Annotated in this window: 15 protein-coding genes; 4 read left to right on the top strand and 11 right to left on the bottom strand. The window is 49.2% G+C overall.

The window, feature by feature from the left end:
- Positions 1 to 2: 2 nt before the first annotated feature.
- The 4 genes from H8Z76_RS12580 to H8Z76_RS12565 form a co-directional block, all read right to left on the bottom strand.
- Complete coding sequence (locus tag H8Z76_RS12580) at positions 3 to 977, bottom strand: methyl-accepting chemotaxis protein (RefSeq protein ID WP_186982696.1); 975 nt, start codon at positions 975 to 977, stop codon at positions 3 to 5.
- A gap of 12 nt (positions 978 to 989) precedes the next feature.
- Positions 990 to 2078: an FIST signal transduction protein gene (locus H8Z76_RS12575; protein WP_186982694.1), complete on the bottom strand. Its 1089-nt coding sequence runs from the start codon at positions 2076 to 2078 to the stop codon at positions 990 to 992.
- A gap of 154 nt (positions 2079 to 2232) precedes the next feature.
- Entirely contained in the window at positions 2233 to 2463 is a 231-nt protein-coding gene (locus H8Z76_RS12570) for a hypothetical protein (RefSeq protein ID WP_147619241.1), read from the bottom strand.
- 81 nt (positions 2464 to 2544) lie between these two features.
- Complete coding sequence (locus H8Z76_RS12565) at positions 2545 to 2727, bottom strand: DUF6472 family protein (protein ID WP_022515663.1); 183 nt, start codon at positions 2725 to 2727, stop codon at positions 2545 to 2547.
- A gap of 127 nt (positions 2728 to 2854) precedes the next feature.
- Between H8Z76_RS12565 and H8Z76_RS12560 the strand changes: the two genes are divergently transcribed.
- Entirely contained in the window at positions 2855 to 4030 is a 1176-nt protein-coding gene (locus tag H8Z76_RS12560; protein ID WP_147619243.1) for a glycosyltransferase family protein, read from the top strand.
- On the opposite strand, the gene H8Z76_RS12555 is transcribed toward H8Z76_RS12560, so the two are convergent.
- Positions 4000 to 6012: an amylo-alpha-1,6-glucosidase gene (locus H8Z76_RS12555; protein ID WP_243240552.1), complete on the bottom strand. Its 2013-nt coding sequence runs from the start codon at positions 6010 to 6012 to the stop codon at positions 4000 to 4002. The genes H8Z76_RS12560 and H8Z76_RS12555 overlap by 31 nt on opposite strands.
- Positions 6013 to 6180: 168 nt before the next feature.
- On the opposite strand from H8Z76_RS12555, the gene H8Z76_RS12550 reads away from it, so the two are divergent.
- A complete protein-coding gene (locus H8Z76_RS12550; protein ID WP_186982690.1) occupies positions 6181 to 6684 on the top strand; it encodes a hypothetical protein in 504 nt (167 codons plus the stop codon).
- Here H8Z76_RS12550 and H8Z76_RS12545 read toward each other — a convergent pair.
- Genes H8Z76_RS12545 through cbiM form a run of 3 tightly spaced genes read right to left on the bottom strand, consistent with a single transcriptional unit; the run spans position 6679 to position 9169 of the window.
- Positions 6679 to 7368 carry an energy-coupling factor ABC transporter ATP-binding protein gene (locus H8Z76_RS12545; RefSeq protein ID WP_147619245.1) on the bottom strand — a complete coding sequence of 230 codons (690 nt, stop codon included), beginning with the start codon at positions 7366 to 7368 and terminating at the stop codon, positions 6679 to 6681. The two genes, H8Z76_RS12550 and H8Z76_RS12545, sit on opposite strands and share 6 nt — an antisense overlap.
- Complete coding sequence (locus tag H8Z76_RS12540) at positions 7365 to 8177, bottom strand: energy-coupling factor transporter transmembrane component T (protein WP_147619246.1); 813 nt, start codon at positions 8175 to 8177, stop codon at positions 7365 to 7367. Before H8Z76_RS12540 ends, H8Z76_RS12545 begins: the two co-directional genes overlap by 4 nt.
- Entirely contained in the window at positions 8174 to 9169 is a 996-nt protein-coding gene (gene cbiM, locus H8Z76_RS12535) for a cobalt transporter CbiM (protein WP_186982689.1), read from the bottom strand. Before cbiM ends, H8Z76_RS12540 begins: the two co-directional genes overlap by 4 nt.
- Before the next feature lie 258 nt (positions 9170 to 9427).
- Between cbiM and H8Z76_RS12530 the strand changes: the two genes are divergently transcribed.
- Entirely contained in the window at positions 9428 to 10768 is a 1341-nt protein-coding gene (locus H8Z76_RS12530; RefSeq protein ID WP_022515656.1) for a butyryl-CoA:acetate CoA-transferase, read from the top strand.
- 84 nt (positions 10769 to 10852) lie between these two features.
- Here H8Z76_RS12530 and H8Z76_RS12525 read toward each other — a convergent pair whose 3' ends face one another.
- Positions 10853 to 11911 (bottom strand): AI-2E family transporter, encoded by a 1059-nt coding sequence (locus tag H8Z76_RS12525; protein ID WP_186982687.1) that lies wholly within the window; start codon positions 11909 to 11911, stop codon positions 10853 to 10855.
- Positions 11912 to 11948: 37 nt separating this feature from the next.
- Complete coding sequence (locus H8Z76_RS12520; protein WP_186982685.1) at positions 11949 to 12635, bottom strand: RluA family pseudouridine synthase; 687 nt, start codon at positions 12633 to 12635, stop codon at positions 11949 to 11951.
- Between the two features lie 144 nt (positions 12636 to 12779).
- Between H8Z76_RS12520 and H8Z76_RS12515 the strand changes: the two genes are divergently transcribed.
- Positions 12780 to 13220: an NINE protein gene (locus H8Z76_RS12515; protein WP_022516399.1), complete on the top strand. Its 441-nt coding sequence runs from the start codon at positions 12780 to 12782 to the stop codon at positions 13218 to 13220.
- On the opposite strand, the gene H8Z76_RS12510 is transcribed toward H8Z76_RS12515, so the two are convergent.
- A complete protein-coding gene (locus H8Z76_RS12510; protein WP_022516400.1) occupies positions 13217 to 14587 on the bottom strand; it encodes an MATE family efflux transporter in 1371 nt (456 codons plus the stop codon). The two genes, H8Z76_RS12515 and H8Z76_RS12510, sit on opposite strands and share 4 nt — an antisense overlap.
- Positions 14588 to 14601 lie beyond the last annotated feature (14 nt).

Raw genomic sequence — 14601 nt, 5'->3', positions numbered from 1 at the left:
TGTTATTCCAGTTCCGCGGAAATGTTTTTGATCAACGGTTCCGCCTGTTCCATCATGTTGGAAATGTCCTCGTAAATGAATCCCTTCTGGGTCATGAGACTCTTTAAGTCATCGATATTTGTTCTGACCTGCTCATACTGTTTCTCATGAGTATCCATGCTGCTCTGGATCCGCTCTACCTTGCCCGTGCAGTGATCTACGACCTGATTGATCCCCTGATGTACATCCTCAACACCGGAAACCGACTGATTGATCTTCTGGAAGACCTCTTCGGTGTTTTCCATCTGGGTGCGGGACTCATCGAGCGCTTCGCGCACTCCGCCCAGTGACTTGGTCAGATTCTCCGAACTTGCCTCCAGACCTTCCATACTCTTATTTACGTCTCCAACCAGTTCCTTGATCCCGATCGAGAGCTTCGTTACCTCATCCGCAACTACCGCGAATCCTTTTCCGTGCTCTCCGGCTCTTGCCGCCTCGATGGACGCGTTCAGCGCGAGCAGATTGGTCTGATTTGCGATGCCTACGATATTTTGCATGGTCGCGCGGATCTCATCAAAACGCGCCTGAAATTCATCGTAGATCTTTCCGATCTCAGTGAACTGTTCCTCCACCTTTGCAGAGCTCTCCTTTAACTCACGGATGTCTTCGATCGCGCCATCCGATACCGTGGTAACGCCCTGGATCACATCATTGAACTGTCCGGAGATCTCTCCGATCTTTGCGAATTCTGTCTGGAAAGCGTCTACCGCGTCGCTGACCGCAGCATTGTGCTCGATCACTTCCGTGTAGGAATCCTTTACCTTGTCGATCTCGCGGATTGCTTTCATTTCCTCTTCCACGAGTGCTTCCTTCTTTTCAATGACGAAACGGCTCAGATAGGACATGGAATCCAGATATTCCTTCACATTTCCTTTCTTTCCATGCTGTGCGGTATGCACCGTCATCTCCTGTACTTCCTCTTTTTTTCTTCCGAACATAACATTCCTCCTCTATTCAAATACCGCACATACCATCGTCTGGTTCACATGCTGATTATTGTACTGTTCTCCGCCTCCGACAACGCCCATATGCTTTCCAAGGGATGCCATGTCTTTCGCGTATGTATTAAAATATCCTTCTTTCTCATACAGCAGATAGCGATAAATGCAGTCCACCGATAATACCAGTGAGATCCGCGGCATCTCGCTTTTGATCTGCTCTCTGGTTCTTTGCTCTGTCTCTTTATAATCCCCGAGACTTAAGAAATAAATGCAGTCATTTTTGTTGATCCGCTTGTAGTTGACCAGTGTGCCATCCGGCTCCATGCCCATCATCGACGAGATAAATACCTGGTCACCGACCGCACGTCCCATCGGATTGACCAACACGTTGTCCACGATCTTGTCACGCGGCACACCGAGCTCCTTACTGTATACCTCCGCTGCCGGCCTGCCATCGAGTTCCATCAGTGCCTTTCTTGACACATCGACTCTTGTCGCGAAATGTGACTGTGCGGACTGTTTTTCATAGATATTTTCCTTATATACTCTTACTTTTCCTGTCGTATTTTTGATGATCGCGTATACGCAGGCATCCTCATACAGTCTGCCATTGTATGCCACGACCGGCTTTTTGCCGTCCGGCACTCCAAATACCGTACCACCTGCCAGTTTGATCCCCTTTTTCTCGAAGCAGGCTGTAAATGTCGTTACGAGTTTTTCCTCCGCACCGGTACAGTATTCGATGCAGACGGTATCGTCCCTGCCCGGAGATACCTGTGAAATCCTGCGCTCGATCTCTCCCGCGCACGCAACCGGACATGCACTGATATGCTCGATCACGCCAAGGCTCGTCTTCGCGTCCTCAAACAGCCCGAGTACCGCAACATTGGTATCACTGACCTGTCCATTTACAAGTTTGGTTCCGATCGTTCCGATCGATGGCGTATCCGGATAAGCTGCCATAAGCAACGCCGCAACTTCCCCCGCCATATCATACGGTGCCATAAACAAAATCGCCTGTGGTGCACTAAGCCCCTGTGTTGCCTGTGCCACAGCATCCTTCGGGCTTCCGTGCCCGGTTCCGACAAATGCTTTCATGCCACAATTCCTCCTTCATTCCCTATAAATTCCAGTATATTTTTTTAAGTTAAAAATGGCAATAGTTTTACCGCATTTTTCTAAAAAAACTGCGTTTTAAAAAGAGACACAAACCGCTTCCCTGCGGCTGTGCCTCCCCTTTTTCACTTATTTCCTACTTGTTTCTCGGACATTCCCTGACCCGTTTGATATTGCAGTCCTGCACATCACACGGCTCACAGTCCACCAGTCCTTTCAGATAGCAGAATGCCTGCTGTACCGGTTTTTTCGGTTCTTCCTTTTTTTCTTCCAACGGACATTTATTCAGTCTCTTCATGTTGCAGTCCTGAATCCGGCCGGATTCACATTCTACCAGCCCTTTTAAGAAACAAAACTTATTTTCCATACTTTGTACACCTGTTCCTTGTCCTGCTTTTGATTATCAGCACCTAATCATACCATCCGGTATTTTAAATTGCAACCTTTTTTACATCTGATGACGCACAATGCGGTACTCGTCATCATAGGAATAATACGGACACTCAAAGTGCGGATGTAACAGAAAGTGTGCCATCTCATCCTCGTCAAAGCTCACTTCGCACAGATAAGCGTCTTCCTCCTCGTCAAACACATAATTGCTGCAGGTATCGCAGCTCGCCTGTTTCGCCAATCTTTTTCCTCCGTTTCCCTGCGTGCCGGAAGCGCACGCCTCAATCTGTAATAAGTATAGCAAACTTATTTCAGTTATGCTATGCTGTTTCTTAGAAAATACATAGTAATTTAGTAGGAGGATCCTCATGAAAAAGATTCTGATCTGCGCGTTAAAATCTGTCTGTTACAACTCTTATCTCTATTTTGAAGACCGTCTGGGCAGCGAGCTTGAAAAGCTCGGGTGTGAAGTCACTTATTTCAGGGCTTCGGAAGAACCCATCGAACATCTCGAACGCTACGTCGGCGCGTCCTTTGACGCTGTGCTTGAATTTAATTCCGATCTTCCCAAAATAAAAATGGATGACGGTTCCTATTTTCTTGACCACATCCAAGCCCCGTTTTATGATGTACTGCTCGACCATCCGCTCTACCACCACGATATGTTAAAACAGCAGCTCATGGATTTTCATGTAATCTGCCTGGATATCAACCACCGCGACTATATTTTGAAGAATTATCCACATATCAAAAGTGTGGATGTGGTTTCCATGACTGGTGAATCTGCTGCGATCTGTCCGCCGATGGCAGAGCGTTCCACTGACGTTTTGTTCCTAGGCACCTACACTTCGCCCGCTGAAGTCTACGATGCGATCGAGCACTGTCCGCCTTTTCTCGCGGCGGACATCAAAAAACTGATCGACCGCATGCTTTTGGATCCGCGCCTCACGTTAGAAGACGCCGTAACTGATCTGATCCCGGAGACAGACAGCCTGATCGCCGAAAATTTTCCGCTTCACATGCAGGCATATTTTCTCGCAGACACCTATATACGCGCGTTTCTGCGGGAAAAACTGATCCGCACGCTCTCCGATGCCGGCGTTCCACTCTCCGTTTACGGTGGCGACTGGGAAAAAATGCCACCTTTATCCGGCGGCAATGTGTCCTTTCATGAGAGTGTTCCATACGCGGATACCTTTTCCCTGATGGCTGACGCGAAGATCACGTTAAACATCATGCCCTTATTTAAAAACGGATCTCATGACCGGATCCCGTCCGCCATGTTAAACAAAAGCGTTGCAGTCACAGACAGAAGCGATATGCTGACCCGGCTCTATCAGGACGGAACGGATCTCGTCTTTTATGACACGGATCACATGGAACTGCTGCCGCAGCAGATCTTTTCCCTGCTCTCCGATGAACAAAGACTTTCTTCGATTGCAGAAGCCGGCTATAAAAACGCCAAAAAAAACGCCACCTGGGAAACCACAGGACAGCGCTTTTTTGATATTCTTTATAAAAATGGAAGGATGTCTTCCGTATAAGCTCTCAAGATCTCTCCCACGCTCCATGCCTGCCCGTAACAGCCACGGGAGGTATGTGGCGCGTTTCCGTCGAAGATCTCGGCGATCGTTCCCACACATCCCTTCGTCAGATGTTTCTGCACCGGCAAAAGCATTTCTTTTACACGCTCCATCGTCTGCGCGGAATGTCCGTAAACTTTGATATACGCGGTGAAAAATCCGCCGAGTAAAAATCCCCATGCCGTTCCCTGGTGATAGGCCGCGTCACGCTTTGCGAGACAGCCGCTGTATACCCCGTGATAATCCGGATCCTCCGGCGCAAGGGAGCGCAGCCCGCAGCCCGCATAGAGTTCGTCTTTTACTTTTTCGACCACGCGCTTTTCTCTTTCTTTGGACATCATGGTATAAGGCAGCGATACCGCATAGATCTGGTTCGGGCGCACCTTATCATCCTTTTTATCCGGCTCTAACACATCGTAGAGACATTCTTTTTCTTCATTCCAGAACTCACGGTTAAAGGATTCCCGCACCTGCTCCGCAAGCAGATGATACGGCTCTGGATCCTCGTCATAATAGACCGAAAGGCTCTCCATCACCTTTAAGGCGTTGTACCAGAGTGCATTGATCTCGACCGGTTTTCCATGGCGCGGCGTTGCCACCCAGTCACCGACACGCACATCCATCCAGGTCACCTGATCGAGTCCGCTTCCCGCCGAGATCAGTCCGTCCTCATCCATAAAAATGGAAAATCCCGTTCCGTTCTTATATGCCTCTATGATCTCTTTCAGTTTCGGATAGATATGTTCCTTCACATAGGCATAATTTTTTGGCGTATCGCTGTAAGTCAGGAATTTATGCACCGCATAAAAATACCACAGGGACGCGTCCACGGTATTGTAGAGCGGTTCGGTTCCCTCATCCGGGAACATATTCGGCACCAGTCCGTCTTTTACATACATCGCAAAGGTCGTAAGGATATCCCTCGCCTCATCGAAACGCTTTGTCGCAAGCGTAAGTCCGGTCAGCGCGATCATCGTATCCCTGCCCCAGTCCGTAAACCACGGCAGACCCGCAAGCACGGTAGTAAGCCCGGTGGACTGGCGGTAAGCCAAAAACTGATCCGCCGCAAGCACTAGCGTATTCGCGAACTGATCCCTGTATCCTGCCGTTTTTATGATCCCGTTCAGACGGCGGTATTCATTTTCGATGGTCTCCTCCACATTGCGGTTGTAGGACGCCTCGATCGTACAGATAAGCGCGATCTTTCTTTTCTTTCCGGCCGGAACCGTATACTTTACTTCATACGGCGTAAAATTGTTATCGATGCAGTCTGCCTCCACATTGATCTCCGTCTGCAGCTGCATATTTTCGTCAAAACGCTGTTCCCGCTCTACCACTTCTCCGTCCGTCGCGATCAGCCTGATTTTTATCTCTTTATTTTTTTCCGGTGTCAGGTACATATGATGTCTGGTATGACGCGTCTCGAATTTCAGATCCGAAACACTGCTGCCATCATGGTGCGCGCGGTAATTAAAAAGCGGTGTGAAATAGAAAACCGCGTCCGCTCCGTTATTCGTGATCTCGTAGGAAACCGCGATCGTATTTTTCCCATGCTCAAAGCACAGCGTCTTCTCCACGCTGCAGTCTCCCGCCTGATACGAGAAATGCACCAGTCCGTCATAGGCAAAATCTTTCAGATATTTCTGTCCCTCGACACATTCGCTCCGAAATCCGCCCTCTTTGTAATTTTCTCCACGCTGCGATGTTTCAAAATCAAAAACCGCTCCGCCGCTCGTAAAGCGCTCCGTAACTTTCGACAGGATCACATAACGTTCCACCGGCGGATGCAGACTCGCGATCAGATAACCGTGATGTTTTCTGGTATGCGCCCCTATGACGGAGCTGCCAGCATAGCCTCCGATCCCGTTTGTCATCACCCATTCTCTGCTTATTCCCTCTTTAAACACCGAGAGAGCATCCCCTGTAACATGATATGGCTTCATAGTCTCCTCCATTTCGTCTGCCTGTAAATCTACTACTTAATATATACTAAATAAGCTAAAAAATCCAGCTTCCCCATTTGTTTATACTTTTTTTACTGGAATAAAACGCAAAAAAAGTATATAATGCTCTCAGTAAGTTATACCAGAAGGAAAGGACAGGATTTTTTTATGAGTATTTTTGAAAATACCGTTATGATCAAAAAACGGCCGTCCTACGGACAGCTGTTCGCGCAGTATCTGCTCATTGCGCTTACCATATTGAGCGCACTTGGAACCATTCTCTTTTCTCCGCTCGGACTCTTTGTTCCGACCGTGCTGTTTGCGGTTTTTGCCTACTTTATGCACGGTTCCTGCGATATGGAGTATGAATATACCTATATCGAGGGCGAGCTCGACATCGACAAGATCAAGGCGAAAAGAAAAAGAAAGAAAGTTGCAAAGATCGACCTCGATGAGCTGATCCTGATCGCTCCGCAGGGTTCCGGAGAACTGAATCAGTACGCAAGAAACAGCGATGTAAAGAAATTAAAAGCCGTATCCGGCAGACCGGACGCAAAGATCTATGATGTCGTATACCGTGACAACAACACGATCCACATCATCTCTTTTGAACCGGATGAAAAGATGATCGATACCCTTCACAAGCGTTACATGCGCAAGGTTATTTTATAGGTCTGTGTCCCGTTTCCAGATGTGATCGATGTGATGATCCCGGTCCATGAAAACGATACGGTCCGCAACCGTCCCGGCAAACTTATGATTATGCGTTGCTATGATCATGGTTTTGCCGGATTTTTTTAACTGCAGCAAAAAACCGGTAAGCCATTCTTCGGTCTCTGTATCCAGCCCGCTTAACGGTTCATCCAGCACAAGAACTTTCGGGTTCATGGAAAGTATTGATGCGATCGCCACTTTCTTTTTTTCTCCGGTACTGAGATAATACGGCGCGCGGTCCCGCAGGGATCCGAGGTTTAAAAGTGCGATACAGTCTTCTACCCGTCTTTTTACTTCCTCCTCCGGAAGTCCCATCTGCATCGGGGCAAACGCGATCTCTTCCTCTACACTTGCGCAGAAAAGCTGTGCCTCGGGATTCTGAAACACATAACCGATCTTCTGGTGAAATGCTTTCGCAAAGCTCTCTTTCTTCATGCTCTTTTCATCGATGATATCCCCGTCAAACTCATAGGTTCCAAGATCCGCAAACGCAAGCGCGTTTAAGATACGGATCAGCGTTGATTTCCCACAGCCGTTCGGGCCTTCTAACATCACGGTCTCTCCCGCTTCTACCTGAAGGTCGATATGTTTTAAGACCGGACGGTCTTCATACGCAAAACAGATATCTTTTAAGGTGATCATAAATACGCTCCTTCCATAATATAAAGTACGATCTCTGCGGCAAGCAGACCAACCGGCAGAAGATCCCACCGGTTTTTCTTATGTTTCATATAATAACGGTAAGTTCCGTCATACCCTCTGCAGTGCATGGCAAGATAGGTTTCCTCCGCCATCCGCTGTGATCTCAGATAGGTGACTGCGAGGATCCCTCCTGCCGCGCGCTTCTTATCCGGATTTTTCCCGACCGAGCGGAGCGTCAGCGCATCCAGAAGTTCTTTACAGCTGCGCCCGAGCACGACCAGATACTTTACGGTCATATCAAACACAAACAGAAACGTATCGGGCAGATGGCACCGGCTCAACGAAGCGCAGATCTTATTCCAGCGCACCGCATGGTTTAACATGGCGACTGCCATTACCGTGACCGCGGTCTTTGTGGCGATCACCTGCATGGAATACACATTTCCAAGTAACGCCGCCGGAAGTGTAAATACCAGGGAAAATCCCACTCCGGTCAGCGTTTCCACAAGGATCTGCCGGATATCTTTGCCGGAAAATGCCGCGAGCAGTACGATCATGAGCCCAAGGACTGTGACCGGGAAACGTAAGCCGTGCGCGCATACGGTGAGTAACACCGTCACAAACAGCAAAAGCAGACTGATCCCGGCGGAAATTTCTTTTTCTTTCCGCCGGACCGTCTGCATCCTTATTCTTGCAAGCAGCTTTAAAAGCTGCCCTGATGTTTTCTTCTGAAAGCTGTCCTTATCCCGCGATGGCACATAATCTTCTGTCTGTGTCATCCATTCCGGGAGTTCTGTCTGTTTTTTCAATCAAAATCGACCTTACTTTTCTTAAAACTTCCGATCAGTTTAAAAATAATGATCACGAGTGCCGCGCCAATCACTGCCGACAGGATATAGCCAAGCCACTCCGGCATTCCCGCGACTGTATAATCCGGAAACAGCGCCGAAAAATCCATTCCGTCCGCCATGCCCGCAGGCGTGTAGCCGAGCGCTTTTCCACCGGATACCACTTCCGCGATCTCATCCATTCCCCATTCGCCCCAGGCGGTACCGGTCGCAAGCAGACCGAGCGGCGTAAGCACGATGAGCGCCGTAAGGAGCAGATACACTGGGCGTACCGCATGGCTCTTTTTCACATAGGCGGTGTCCGGTGCCGCCTTTTTCATGAACGCGAGCACGGCAACCGTAAAGATCACCTCCGCCGCGCCAAAAACGGTCAGATGCCCGATCATCATCGCCGGGACTGCCACGCCGAGCGGATATGGACAGTACAGCGCTTTTCCTGCCGCATCCGTAAATAAGAGCGGCTGAACGCCAAACTCGATTGCCGCGCAAAGTGCCGCCGCGTTGATCCCGAAATACGCGCCGATCCCGTAAGCGATGGAATCCGCATGTTTTCCCTTCAGGTAATGTTTCAGCACCTGGGCAACCATATAGCCTACAAACGGCAGGACAAATGCCATGTTAAAGCAGTTCGCGCCAAACGCGAGAATCCCGCCGTCCCCAAACAACAGCGCCTGTACGAGCAGCGCGATCGTCACGGAAATACATGCCGCGTACGGGCCGCAGAGCGCAGCGATAAGCGTCCCTCCCACCGCATGGCCGGTCGTACCGCCGGGAAGCGGGATATTGAACATCATCCCAAGAAATGAAAACGCCGCCCCGATACCGAGGAGCGGGATCTTCTCCTTTGGGATCTCCGCTTTTACTTTTTTTACAGAAACCGCCCACACCGGAACCATTGCCGTCCCTAGGACCGCGCAGGTGGATGGGCTTAGATAATTGTCCGGAATATGCATAAATGTTCTCCTGATTCTTTTCTTTGTGAAACAATTTCTCAATTACTTCTTTCAAAAAGTATAAAACGCTTTTTTTTCTGCCACAAGCCACCGGGGGGGATATTTTTATGTTTTTCTATAGGAACAGCCGTCTGTTTCCAGAAATTTCCCCGACCGTACGCTTGTAAATTTCGCCATAAAGTGATACTATACGAGTATGGTAAAAATTTAACAATCTGACTTTTTCAGACTATGAGTTGAAATTTAAGGAGGTTTTTCATGGATTATTCACAGGAATACAAACAGAAACTGGTTTCAGCGGATGAAGCCGTAAAAGTCGTTCAGTCCGGCGACTGGGTGGACTACGGATGGTGTAATGCCACTGCAAATGCGCTGGATAAGGCCCTTGCAAAACGTACGGATGAGTTAAAGGATGTAAAGCTTCGCGGCGGTATCCTTTTAAAACCGCTCGCTGTATTTGAGCGTGAAGATGCCGGTGAGCACTTCACCTGGAACTCCTGGCATATGTCCGGTATTGAACGTAAATACATCAGCAGAGGATTCGCTTACTATGCTCCGATCCGTTATTCCGAGCTTCCACGTTACTACTACGATCTGGACTGCAAAAACGATGTTGCAATGTTTCAGGTAGCTCCGATGGATAAGCACGGCTATTTCAATTTCGGACCGAACGCTTCCCATATGATGGCTGTCTGTGAAAATTCTAAGAAGATCATCGTTGAAGTAAATGAAAATATGCCGCGCTGCCTCGGTGGTTTCGAGAACAGCATCCATATTTCCAAGGTTGATATGATCGTAGAAGGCCCGAATGACCCGATCGCTGAGATGGGTGCAGGCGGTCCTGCAACTGATGTCGATAAGGCTGTTGCGAAACTGATCGTAGAAGAGATTCCAAACGGTGCCTGCTTACAGCTCGGTATTGGTGGTATGCCAAATGCGGTTGGTTCCCTGATCGCGGAATCCGACTTAAAAGACCTCGGTGTACATACTGAGATGTACGTTGACGCTTTCGTTGATATCGCAAAAGCCGGAAAGATCAACGGTTCTAAGAAGAACATCGACCGTTTCCGCCAGACCTTCGGTTTTGGCTGCGGTACCAAGAAGATGTACGACTACCTGGATGACAACCCTGAAATGATGAGTGCTCCGGTAAGCTATACAAACGATATCCGCTCTATTTCCGCGCTGGATAACTTTATCTCCATCAACAACGCGGTAAATATCGATCTGTTCGGTCAGGTCAATGCGGAATCCGCAGGAATCAAGCAGATCAGCGGAGCCGGCGGACAGCTTGACTTCGTACTCGGCGCTTACCTGTCCAAGGGCGGAAAGAGCTTCATCTGCTGCTCCTCCACCTTTACAACCAAGGACGGACAGTTAAAATCCAGAATCCTGCCGACCTTAGACAACGGTTCTATCGTTACCGATACCCGTGCAAACACCCATTATGTAGTTACCGAATACGGTAAAGTAAACTTAAAGGGTCTCTCTGCATGGCAGCGTACGGAAGCGCTGATCTCCATCGCGCATCCGCAGTTCCGTGATGAACTGATCAAAGAAGCTGAAAAAATGCATATCTGGAGAAGAAGCAACAAATAACCATCCGTCCAGACTGATTCCCCGGTCACGAGCCGATTTCGTGACCGGGGATTTTTTTTGTAACGGCGACGAGGAAAATGATGGTCATGCAGATGCATCCGCTTCCTCCGTCGTCATCTTATAGATCTCCCAGATCAGGAACGCCGAGAGCGGCCCGAAGATCACACCGACTCCCCCATACACTTTGATCCCGATATAGATGCTCATCAGCACGCAGACCGGATGCACCCCGATCCCGCCGCCCACGAGCTTTGGCTCTAACATTTCCCGCGTAATGGAACAGGCGAGATAGATGCCGAGATACCATAGGGCAAGTCCGTATTTTCCCTGAAGCACTTCTAAGATCATCCAGGGGATAAATACCGTTCCTGTTCCAAGAAACGGCAGCGCGTCACAAACTCCGATCGCGATCCCTGCCAGGAGCGCATAGGAATTTCCGGTGAGAAACAGCCCGGTTACGCAGATCGCGCTGACACACAGCCAGATGATGAGCTGCGCTTTCAGATAGGCGCCTCCTGCGGTTTTCAGTCTGCCCGCGATGTGCCCTGCCACATTTCCGATCCCGAAATTTTGAAACCGCCGCACAAGCCCGTCGTAATCAAGGAAGATTAAAAGTGTTGCCACGGAGATCACGAGCATGATCCAGCCCGCATGCAGCATCCACCGGATACTGCTGACCGACCGGTCAAACATACACGCCATCACCTGATCCTGTCCCTTCTTCCAAAACGTGACCGCCTTCTCACAGATGACCGCATTGATCTGTTCCGCCTCAATTCCGCTCAACACTTCAAGCCGCGCGCAGCAGTCCCGCCAGCAGTCTCTTCCCACCGCACACAGATTTCCGTAATTAAGGCACAGGCGCTTTACCTGCACCGCCAGCCCGTAGATTAGAAGCAGGCCGCCAAAGACTGTGAGCAGGAAACAGAAAAAGAACAAAAAAAGACGGAGCGCGCGTTTTCCCTTTCCCGCTTTCTTTTCAATCTTTGCGGCTGCGCCATGTAAAAGCGCCGCCAGTGCGAATGCCACAAAAAAAGGAATCACGAGAGGTAAAAAGAAGCGTACGCCAACATATACCCCTGTCGTGATTCCAGCAAGTTTTAATATTTTTTTCCAGAGCAACTTTGATTCATACGTTTTCATACCTTCAGTATGCCCGCATTTTCCATGCTCTATCCTGTCATTTTTCTTCCGGCGGGAAAAATTCAAAAAACGCCTTTCCCTCCGGGCGGATCTCAAACTCCATCTTTTTCTTTGTCACCGGATGCACAAACCCAAGCCTGCAGGAGCAGAGCGCAAGCGGCAGATACCCGCTCTCTTTTCTGGCTCCGTATTTGCCGTCCCCGTAGATCGGATGACCGGCATGTGACAGCTGCACACGGATCTGATGATGCCGCCCGGTCTTTAATGTGATAAAAAGCAGGCTCTTTTCTTCCGTTTCCGCCACCGTATGATAGGAAAGTTCCGCCCGCTTCGCGCCCGGTGTATTTTCGCTTACCGCACGGGAACAGTTCGTCCGCCCGTCCTTTGACAGATGATCGCAGAGTTCTCCGTCTTTTTCCTTCATTTTTCCCCATATGACCGCATAATAATTCTTATCCACACTGCGTGCGCCAACCTGTGCGGCAAGCGCTGCCGCCGCCTGTTTGGTTTTCGCGAATACCATGATCCCCTCCACGGGCTGGTCAAGCCGGTGCACCAGACCGATATACGGCTCCTCTTTTTTTGCCGCCCGGTAATTTTTTAGCAGGCTTACCATATCCTGCTGTCCCGCTCTCGCGGTCTGCACCGGAATGCCTGCCGGTTTTCTGCACACAAGCACCGCGTCATCTTCATATCGTATCTGATCTTTGATCTGACCTGTCATAATTTTCCTCTTTCCGTTTTTGTTTTTTCGACCAATTCTTAAATATTTTTTACTTTCGCACCGCACTTGTTTACAGTCCTCTCCAAAAATGATATGATTACAACTACAGTTATGAAATTTTTTTACATTCAAGGAGGATTTTATATGTATTTTTGCAGAAACTGCGGATCATCTTATCAGACAGACGATGCTGTCATCTGTGTAAAATGTGGCTGCCCGAAGGGACAGGGCAATAATTTTTGTCCGAACTGCGGCAAACCGGTTCCACAGACCAGTACCGTATGTTTAAATTGTGGTGTTTCCCTTATGCCGGATGCTAACACCAACCCGAACGCGAAATCCAAAATGGCAGCCGGACTGCTTGGCATTTTTCTCGGTTCTTTCGGTGTACATAACTTCTATCTCGGCTATACAACAAAAGCTGTGATCCAGCTGGTATGCACGATTGTCGGCATCCTTCTTTCCTGTTTCGGTATCGGCGCACTGATCGTATTCGGTATCAGTATCTGGGGACTCGTGGAAGGAATCATGATCCTCTGCGGCTCCATCAAAGTGGACGGTCAGGGCAATCCTTTAAAGGATTAAGCTTCCAGCTTTTTCATTTCACGAAATTCTTTTACTGCCATCGTGATCGCTATGACTGCTGCAAGGCAGTCTGCGACCGGTGCAGCATACATGATCCCGTCTATGCCAACAAAAAGCGGCAATATCAGTGTAAGAGGCAGCAAAAATACGATCTGCCTCGTCAGTGACAGAAAGGTTCCTTTCTGCGGTTTTCCAATCGAAGTAAAAAATGTCGATGTGATCGGCTGTAAAAAGTTCACAAAGGTAAAAAACAGATATACTCTTAAAAATTTGATCCCGAATTTGAAATACGCGTCACTTCCGGTTCCAAACAGCGCAAGGATCTCACCCGGAAATACCTGGAAGATCAAAAAGGATACCACGGAAATGATCGCGCCCGCGCGGACTGCGAGATTGTACGCCTCCCGCACTCTTCCAAATTGCTTCGCGCCGTAATTGAAACTCTCGATCGGCTGTGTTCCCTGGGAAATTCCGATGATCACCGAGAAGAACAGCTGTCCGACTTTTGTGACGATGCCCGCGCAGGCAAGCGGGATCGCCGCGCCATATTCTGAGAGTTCCCCGTAATGGGTCAGAGATTTGTTTAAAACGATCTGCACGATCATCATCGCGACCTGATTAAAGAAGGACGCCGTGCCAAGCGCCATGATATTCACTGCACATCTGCTCTCTACACTCAGCTGTTTTTTCCCGAGATGTACGGTCTTATAGTGCGCCAGATAATAAATGACGACTGCTGCGGATACGATCTGCCCGATGATCGTCGCGAGCGCTGCTCCTGCCATTCCCCAGCGGAATCCGAGTACGAAGATCGCATCCAGCACAGTGTTGATCCCTGCCCCGATCAGATTGCAGACCATGGACATCTTCGGACTGCCGTCCGCACGGATCAGATGACAGCCTCCCGCTGTCAGAATCAGGCACGGAAAACCGATCGATGTGATGCGCACATAGACTTTCGCATAGGGCATAACATCCGCCGGCGCTCCGAAAAAGGCGAGTAACGGTGTCAAAAAAAGCTGTGTCACAAGAAAAAGTACAAGCCCGCTTCCGATCAGAAGTACCGCCGCATTTCCTGCATAGGACGCCGCTTCTTCTTTTCTTCCCTCTCCCATGGCGAGGTTAAAATTGGACGCACCACCGATCCCGAATAACAGCGCTAACGCGATACAGGATGTGGAAAGCGGAAACGCGATATTGGTCGCCGCGTTTCCAAGCGTTCCAACGGCCTGTCCGATAAACAGCTGATCCACAATGTTATAAAGCGCGCCGACAAGCATCGCGATAATGCTCGGCACCGCAAATTTCACCATTAAGCTTCCGACCCGCTCGGTTCCAAGCGGATTATTTTTTGTTGTCTCACTCATATAGATTATCTTCC

This window comes from Roseburia yibonii (assembly GCF_014297335.1).
In the GTDB taxonomy this organism is placed as follows: domain Bacteria; phylum Bacillota; class Clostridia; order Lachnospirales; family Lachnospiraceae; genus Roseburia_D; species Roseburia_D yibonii.
The sequence above is the reverse complement of the archived record's forward strand: the minus strand, read 5'-3'. Positions and strand labels throughout refer to the sequence as shown.

What these genes read in the sequence shown, in the direction of transcription:
- H8Z76_RS12550 (WP_186982690.1), top strand. Translation starts at nt 6,181, where the DNA reads ATGAGTATTTTTGAAAATACCGTTATGATCAAAAAACGGCCGTCCTAC.
- cbiM (WP_186982689.1), bottom strand. Translation starts at nt 9,169, where the DNA reads ATGCATATTCCGGACAATTATCTAAGCCCATCCACCTGCGCGGTCCTA.
- H8Z76_RS12575 (WP_186982694.1), bottom strand. Translation starts at nt 2,078, where the DNA reads ATGAAAGCATTTGTCGGAACCGGGCACGGAAGCCCGAAGGATGCTGTG.
- H8Z76_RS12560 (WP_147619243.1), top strand. Translation starts at nt 2,855, where the DNA reads ATGAAAAAGATTCTGATCTGCGCGTTAAAATCTGTCTGTTACAACTCT.
- H8Z76_RS12570 (WP_147619241.1), bottom strand. Translation starts at nt 2,463, where the DNA reads ATGGAAAATAAGTTTTGTTTCTTAAAAGGGCTGGTAGAATGTGAATCC.
- H8Z76_RS12580 (WP_186982696.1), bottom strand. Translation starts at nt 977, where the DNA reads ATGTTCGGAAGAAAAAAAGAGGAAGTACAGGAGATGACGGTGCATACC.
- H8Z76_RS12515 (WP_022516399.1), top strand. Translation starts at nt 12,780, where the DNA reads ATGTATTTTTGCAGAAACTGCGGATCATCTTATCAGACAGACGATGCT.
- H8Z76_RS12525 (WP_186982687.1), bottom strand. Translation starts at nt 11,911, where the DNA reads ATGAAAACGTATGAATCAAAGTTGCTCTGGAAAAAAATATTAAAACTT.
- H8Z76_RS12545 (WP_147619245.1), bottom strand. Translation starts at nt 7,368, where the DNA reads ATGATCACCTTAAAAGATATCTGTTTTGCGTATGAAGACCGTCCGGTC.
- H8Z76_RS12510 (WP_022516400.1), bottom strand. Translation starts at nt 14,587, where the DNA reads ATGAGTGAGACAACAAAAAATAATCCGCTTGGAACCGAGCGGGTCGGA.
- H8Z76_RS12520 (WP_186982685.1), bottom strand. Translation starts at nt 12,635, where the DNA reads ATGACAGGTCAGATCAAAGATCAGATACGATATGAAGATGACGCGGTG.
- H8Z76_RS12530 (WP_022515656.1), top strand. Translation starts at nt 9,428, where the DNA reads ATGGATTATTCACAGGAATACAAACAGAAACTGGTTTCAGCGGATGAA.
- H8Z76_RS12555 (WP_243240552.1), bottom strand. Translation starts at nt 6,012, where the DNA reads ATGAAGCCATATCATGTTACAGGGGATGCTCTCTCGGTGTTTAAAGAG.